Source organism: Rhizobium sp. P2_G9 (genome assembly GCF_056403475.1).
Window position 1 is genome coordinate 1 of the sequence record NZ_JBFUFK010000107.1, and the last position, 5,223, is coordinate 5,223.

A 5,223-nucleotide genomic window follows, 5' to 3' on the forward strand; every position below is an offset into this window, starting at 1 on the left:
TGGACCACCCCAGTCCATCTGCCGGACTACCCGGCATCGTCGGCTGGTAGAGGTTGCTGGAGGCGGACCCGTCCTTGCGCTCGCGGCTTTCAGCGAGGAGATAGCCTGCTTCAACAACCTTGGCCACATGGGCAATCACCGTGGACCGACTGAGGCCAGATTCTTCAGCAATCATCTGGTAGCTGGGAAAGCAGCCGGAGCCATCGGCGGCCATGTGGCAACCGATGGTGTGGCAGACGAGCTTTGTGGTGGGTTCAAGTGGGCTTTTGAGGATGGCGTGCTGCCAGGAGAAGAAGGCGTTCATTCTGGTGCCTTCCACTTTGAAATCAGAGCATTAATCTTCAGCGCGTCGGCAGCGCAAAGCCATCCCATGTCAAAGCTGTTTGGGTAGCGCCATTTTCCATCGTTTTCTTGCCAGCCAGCATCTACTAACGATTGGCGTTCTGAGGGGGAAATGTCCACATTTCCATACTTTCATTGATTCATGCCGCCATACTTTGCCAAATAGTCGGCGGGGCGGCAGGTAGTATGGAACCTGCTCCCGCCCCACAGACACGATGAGTCAGCTATAGAAGCTTGGCAACATCTATTTTTACTTCCCCGCCATGTTTTCAGAAATATATCTTTTAAATTCCTCCGCGCACGGCTCGTCAGTAAATGTATATATTTGGTCCATTGCGACGTCTGATCCTCCCCTAATGCAATTTCCTACCTTACAAACAATGTGCAAGCTGTTTTTCTTTGTGTTTTCGTGCCCAACGTTTATGAAATACACTTCTGACAAGTCCCTTATTGCAAAATTTGAAGTATCGACCCTCACATCTCGAATAGTATCCTCCGCGAACTTATTGTTGGCATCTTTCACTATGCCAACATACTCATTCTGACCTACCTCATACACAACGCACATGCCGTTGCCGCAAGAAAAGAGGTTATCTTGTGTGCGCTTGGTACCGTCTGAGTCGTCTACAGACATTCCGCAGTCAATAGTGAACCTGACAAAATCGTCGATGGCGCTTTCGCCTTTAGATTGCTCTGCGGTGTTCGTTTCAATGCCTAAAGCATCTCTAATCTGCTGGCTACTTTTGATTCCTGCAACCAACACGGTGCCAACCACCGGGATGACCACCAAAAGACCTGTCAAAAACACTACTATCTTTTTTGCCCATTGCGGAGAATCCGGTTGTGCTTCTTTCTCATTCTTGTCCGCCATCCTGAAGTCCCTCACCGCCCCGACACGCTACGTTCGGCCCTGCTAAATTCGTTGAAGTATACACGCATCAGCCGCATCATCATCCGGTAAGCAATCAGCTTCCGGAGATATCCCAATGAAACTTTCAGCGGAGACGCTGGCGCGCGAGCGCCCGCAACGACAACCTATGCCTTCCAGCCAGCCGGAGCTGCCCAACATCCCGCCGCCCATAACCGAGAACCGCGCACGCGACTTCGGCTTCAATGCCGCGCCGCCCTGCAAGCGCTGCCAAATCCCCTGCGATTACTGCCTCGACTTCATGGCCGACCACCGGGCCTCGGGACGATAAAGAAAGGAGCGTGACCATCATCTAGGCAGCAGGAAAGAAGCCTACACCTGCCGAGTTACGGGCCGCTCGTCGATAGACCCGACCATTTCGTTGACATCACCGAAATGATCCCCCTCCCGCCGCCGACTCCTCCTCCCACGGCGAGCGGTTCACCTGCCCCCGGCACAGCGATTGTGACCGGGGGCTTTTATTTTGGAGCTGTCCCATGAACCTCTACCTGTACGTGGAGGGCAGGATAGTTCCCGCCGTCTACGATTACGACATGCAGACCGATGGCGTGCTGGTGAACACCAAGCACCAGACCGCCCGGGGGAACGGCATTATCATGGTGGTGCTGAAACGCGGCGAGAAGGTGCCGACCAGGGAGCAGGCCAAGAGCATCGCGCTCATCAGGGCCATCAACCCGCTCTGGCGCGTGACGACCTTTTTCCCTGAAAACCGTTAGTGACAGCCCTGCCCGCAAGGTGGGGCTATTTGTATGCAAACTATTTTAGCGTTTATGAATAAAATTTCTTTACAACTTAAAATAGTAGGCTCATGATTCTCTAACAACAAAGGAGAACTACGAAATGACAACCCTTCGCCACGTCGCCGACATCGAGCGTGACCTCGGCATCGAGCTTATCGGCACCGAGACCGAGAAGCAGGAGTTCGGGGAAGCGCCCTACATGTTTGGCGACGATTTGCGCTTTCACACCCGCTATTTCGCGGTCACCGCCTTCAACGCCACCGGCTTCCGCCTTCACCAGAACGGCGGCATTATCAGCGGCAACTTCGCCGAGCCGATCGAGGTGGTCACCGTCGAGACGGACGCCGGTGGCGACATCCTCGACACCAGCTTCGATGAGGCCAATGTTGCCCGCGCCGTGCTGGCAAAGCTTGGGCCTATCCCAGATATGGAAGGCGGCTTGCGAGCTGCAGCGGGGGTGTAGGGCCATGTTCCAGCTTGTTTTGATTTACAGCTTCATGGCGGCAGCGTGTAGCGTCGACATGTCCGTCAGTTCTACCTTTGCCCCAAATACCCGGTATTTCTACCAAGATGGTGCCGGGATACGTGAATTCCCGAAAGCCCCGCCAATGTGTGCCCCATATCGAGCTTACGCCTATACCAAGCTCGATACCTACCCGACCTATCAGGCGTGCATGGCTCGTGTCGCCAAGGTAGCAGAGCACAAAGACCTCAAAGCTATTTGCCGCGCGGTGTGACCATGAAGCAGCTTTCGTTTCTTTCCGAGCTAGAGCCGAAGGGAACAGAAGCCGCTCCGCCCTCCCCGTGGGAATTGATGAAACGGGGAATGCAAGACTACAGCCGCGCCGAGGAAGAAGCGCGGGTGAGACAAATCAACGAAAGACGACAACGTGAAATACATTCGACTGAACCTTGCCCAGGCCAAGCACATCCTCAACGAGCTTGAGCACGCCGATGATATGCGGTGCCCGGATACCGACAACTCCGAGGATGACCAGGAAGTCCGGCAGAACTTTATTCGGAACTTGAGGAAGTTGGTCGGGCAGTTGGAGGGCGAGCAATGAGCCGCGCCCCCCACTCCATCGCCGGAGCAATCTACGACGAGAGCGGCCTTGCGATTGGCGCCGTCGCAACGGATGACGCTCGGCAGGCCCAGCGTGAAGCCACCTCCGAATTGCAGGACCGCTTAGATTCTGCCCGCGGCACGCCACGGACGCCTGAGCGGATTGAGCTGCTGGGCGGGGGCTACTGGAAACAGCGTACCTATGGCTTCAATTACGGTGATATTTTCGACCGCTTTGATTGCCCCACTATCCCTTGCACCAAGGGCGAGGCTAATCGCATAGCCGACGCCCTTCGCCCCGCCGTAACAGCTTCGGATGAGGAGGTGGCGCGGAAAATTGTCGGATGCCATAAGGCCACAACTAACTACTCGTCCCCCGATTACGTTGAGGCTGAACTCGATATTCAAACTATTACCGCCATCCTCTCCCGCCACCGCGAGCAGGCTGATGTCAACGGCTATGCTCGCGGATTTGAGGACGGCCAGAACTTCGAGGCCCGTGGCGGAGAAGCATTGCAAACCCAAATCGCCGCCCTGTAAGAGACGGTGCTGGCGTATGAGCAGGCTGGACAAGCCGTTGTTGACCGCTGGGATGCGCCAACGTGGAAAGATTTGCCCAACACCGGCATAACCATAAATGCACTTCGCAAAGTCATTGCCGCCCACCGCGCCGCCCCCACCACGAACACCAACGTGGAAGCCAAAACTGTCTTAAAATAGGCCAATTTCGCCCCCGGCCCCCACCACCAGGCCGAACGATACAAGGAATGGCTCTTGCCGGAGCAACGCAAGCAGGTAGTGTGGAAGCCGGTGAAGCTGGAGGGGGAATGATGCGGATAGCTCTTGTTTGCACGCTTTTGACCGTCGCGATGCCCGCATATGCTATCGACGGCAACACGCTCTATGATTCCTGCTTAGGAAGCAAAGGCATGGCACTTGGATACGTTTCGGGCGTCATAGACGAAGCAAGCAGCGTCTCAGGATGGTCATTGATAAAGCAGGCCGAGGCTTTCCAAAAACATGAGCCATATAACCCAGCTTACGCAGAGGCATGGGTATTTTCTCAGGGAGGAGCGTGTCTTCCCGATCGGTACACGTTAGGCCAAGCTACGGATGTGGTCTGTAAATATCTTGCAGCGACACCTGAGACTAGACAGGAGCCGGCCAGTGACCTTGTGAAAGCTGCCTTCAAGCACGCTTGGCCGTGCCAGCATTAGCAGCCCGTGCCAGAGGCACCCTTTCGGACTCCAGCGCTGTTGACGGGTGGGGTTGGCGCCGAATCCCGACAGGCCACAGGGGCTGAATTTAGCCGGAGCCGCGGGTCTCCGCAGGTTCAAAAGCACACTGTGAGCCAGTTGCGAGCCAGTAAGCGGTGGGGTAGCATTTTACCACCCCTGTATCTTCTTGTTTTTGTTGAGGTTTTTGGTGCCGCTTCCCGGAATCGAACCGAGGRCCCCATCATTACGAATGATGTGCTCTACCGACTGAGCTAAAGCGGCAAATCCAAAGCACCGGTTGGACCGGCTCGGATATTCCGGAGGCGCTGATAAAGGCAAAAGCGGCGGATTGCAAGCTGGAATGACGCGGAAACTGCTTTTTTGCGCGATCGGGCCAGCCTGCGGCAAGGTCCACCGGGAAACGGCGTCGTCCGCGGCGGGTCAGCCGCAGATGCGAGCCTTGGCGGCGTGGTATTCGGCTTCGAGGCGGGTGATCAGCGTCTCGACCGGTTCAATCGCCTTGACGGCGGAAATGCCCTGGCCGGAGCCCCAGATGTCCTTCCAGGCCTTTGGGCCGGAGGTGGCTTTTTCGAAATCCATCTTCGTGGGGTCTGCTTCGGGCAGGTTGGCCGGGTCGAGGCCGGCGGCTTCGATCGAGCCCTTGAGGTAATTGCCGTGGATGCCGGTGAAATAGCTGGAATAGATGACGTCTTCGGCGCGGCTGGCGACAATCATCTGCTTGTAGGCGTCGGTGGCGCGGGCTTCGGGCGTGGCGATGAAGGGGGTGCCGATATAGGCCAGGTCGGCGCCCATGGCACGGGCGGCGAGGATGGCGCCGCCATTGGCGATGGCGCCGGAGAGCAGCAGCGGGCCGTCGAACCATTCGCGGATTTCCTGCACCAGGGCGAAGGGCGAGAGCCGGCCGGCATGGCC

At 56.6% G+C, this 5,223-nt stretch carries 10 protein-coding genes and 1 tRNA gene; 6 read left to right on the top strand and 5 right to left on the bottom strand.

What is annotated here, in order from left to right:
• Together AC1DYF_RS39930 and AC1DYF_RS39935 are read right to left on the bottom strand one after the other, a co-directional pair.
• Positions 1–304, bottom strand: a 304-nt coding sequence (locus AC1DYF_RS39930; protein ID WP_477884430.1) for a helix-turn-helix domain-containing protein, incomplete at its 3' end; no start/stop codon positions are given.
• A gap of 288 nt (positions 305–592) precedes the next feature.
• Positions 593–1,213 (bottom strand): hypothetical protein, encoded by a 621-nt coding sequence (locus tag AC1DYF_RS39935; protein ID WP_477884432.1) that lies wholly within the window; start codon positions 1,211–1,213, stop codon positions 593–595.
• 115 nt (positions 1,214–1,328) lie between these two features.
• Here AC1DYF_RS39935 and AC1DYF_RS39940 point away from each other — a divergent pair, with 115 nt between their 5' ends.
• The 4 genes from AC1DYF_RS39940 (at position 1,329) to AC1DYF_RS39955 (ending at position 2,747) form a co-directional block, all read left to right on the top strand.
• Positions 1,329–1,541: a hypothetical protein gene (locus tag AC1DYF_RS39940; protein ID WP_477884434.1), complete on the top strand. Its 213-nt coding sequence runs from the start codon at positions 1,329–1,331 to the stop codon at positions 1,539–1,541.
• A 205-nt stretch (positions 1,542–1,746) separates the two neighbouring features.
• Positions 1,747–1,986: a hypothetical protein gene (locus AC1DYF_RS39945; protein ID WP_477884436.1), complete on the top strand. Its 240-nt coding sequence runs from the start codon at positions 1,747–1,749 to the stop codon at positions 1,984–1,986.
• 124 nt (positions 1,987–2,110) lie between these two features.
• Entirely contained in the window at positions 2,111–2,473 is a 363-nt protein-coding gene (locus AC1DYF_RS39950) for a hypothetical protein (protein WP_477884438.1), read from the top strand.
• A gap of 4 nt (positions 2,474–2,477) precedes the next feature.
• The gene (locus AC1DYF_RS39955) at positions 2,478–2,747 is read left to right on the top strand and encodes a hypothetical protein (protein WP_477884440.1); all 270 of its coding nucleotides are present in this window, start codon (positions 2,478–2,480) and stop codon (positions 2,745–2,747) included.
• Positions 2,748–2,882: 135 nt separating this feature from the next.
• Here the strand turns inward: AC1DYF_RS39955 and AC1DYF_RS39960 are convergent, their stop codons facing one another.
• Positions 2,883–3,071, bottom strand: coding sequence for a hypothetical protein (locus AC1DYF_RS39960; protein WP_477884441.1), 189 nt, complete (start codon positions 3,069–3,071; stop codon positions 2,883–2,885).
• Here AC1DYF_RS39960 and AC1DYF_RS39965 point away from each other — a divergent pair.
• Both AC1DYF_RS39965 and AC1DYF_RS39970 read left to right on the top strand, forming a co-directional pair.
• Positions 3,071–3,613, top strand: a complete 543-nt coding sequence (locus AC1DYF_RS39965; protein ID WP_477884443.1) for a hypothetical protein — start codon at positions 3,071–3,073, stop codon at positions 3,611–3,613. The genes AC1DYF_RS39960 and AC1DYF_RS39965 overlap by 1 nt on opposite strands.
• Before the next feature lie 329 nt (positions 3,614–3,942).
• Positions 3,943–4,290: a Rap1a/Tai family immunity protein gene (locus AC1DYF_RS39970; RefSeq protein ID WP_477884447.1), complete on the top strand. Its 348-nt coding sequence runs from the start codon at positions 3,943–3,945 to the stop codon at positions 4,288–4,290.
• A gap of 206 nt (positions 4,291–4,496) precedes the next feature.
• On the opposite strand, the gene AC1DYF_RS39975 is transcribed toward AC1DYF_RS39970, so the two are convergent.
• Positions 4,497–4,572 (bottom strand) — tRNA-Thr (locus AC1DYF_RS39975).
• A 159-nt stretch (positions 4,573–4,731) separates the two neighbouring features.
• A partial coding sequence (locus AC1DYF_RS39980; protein ID WP_477884445.1) for an NAD(P)H-dependent flavin oxidoreductase occupies positions 4,732–5,223 on the bottom strand: 492 nt, incomplete at its 5' end.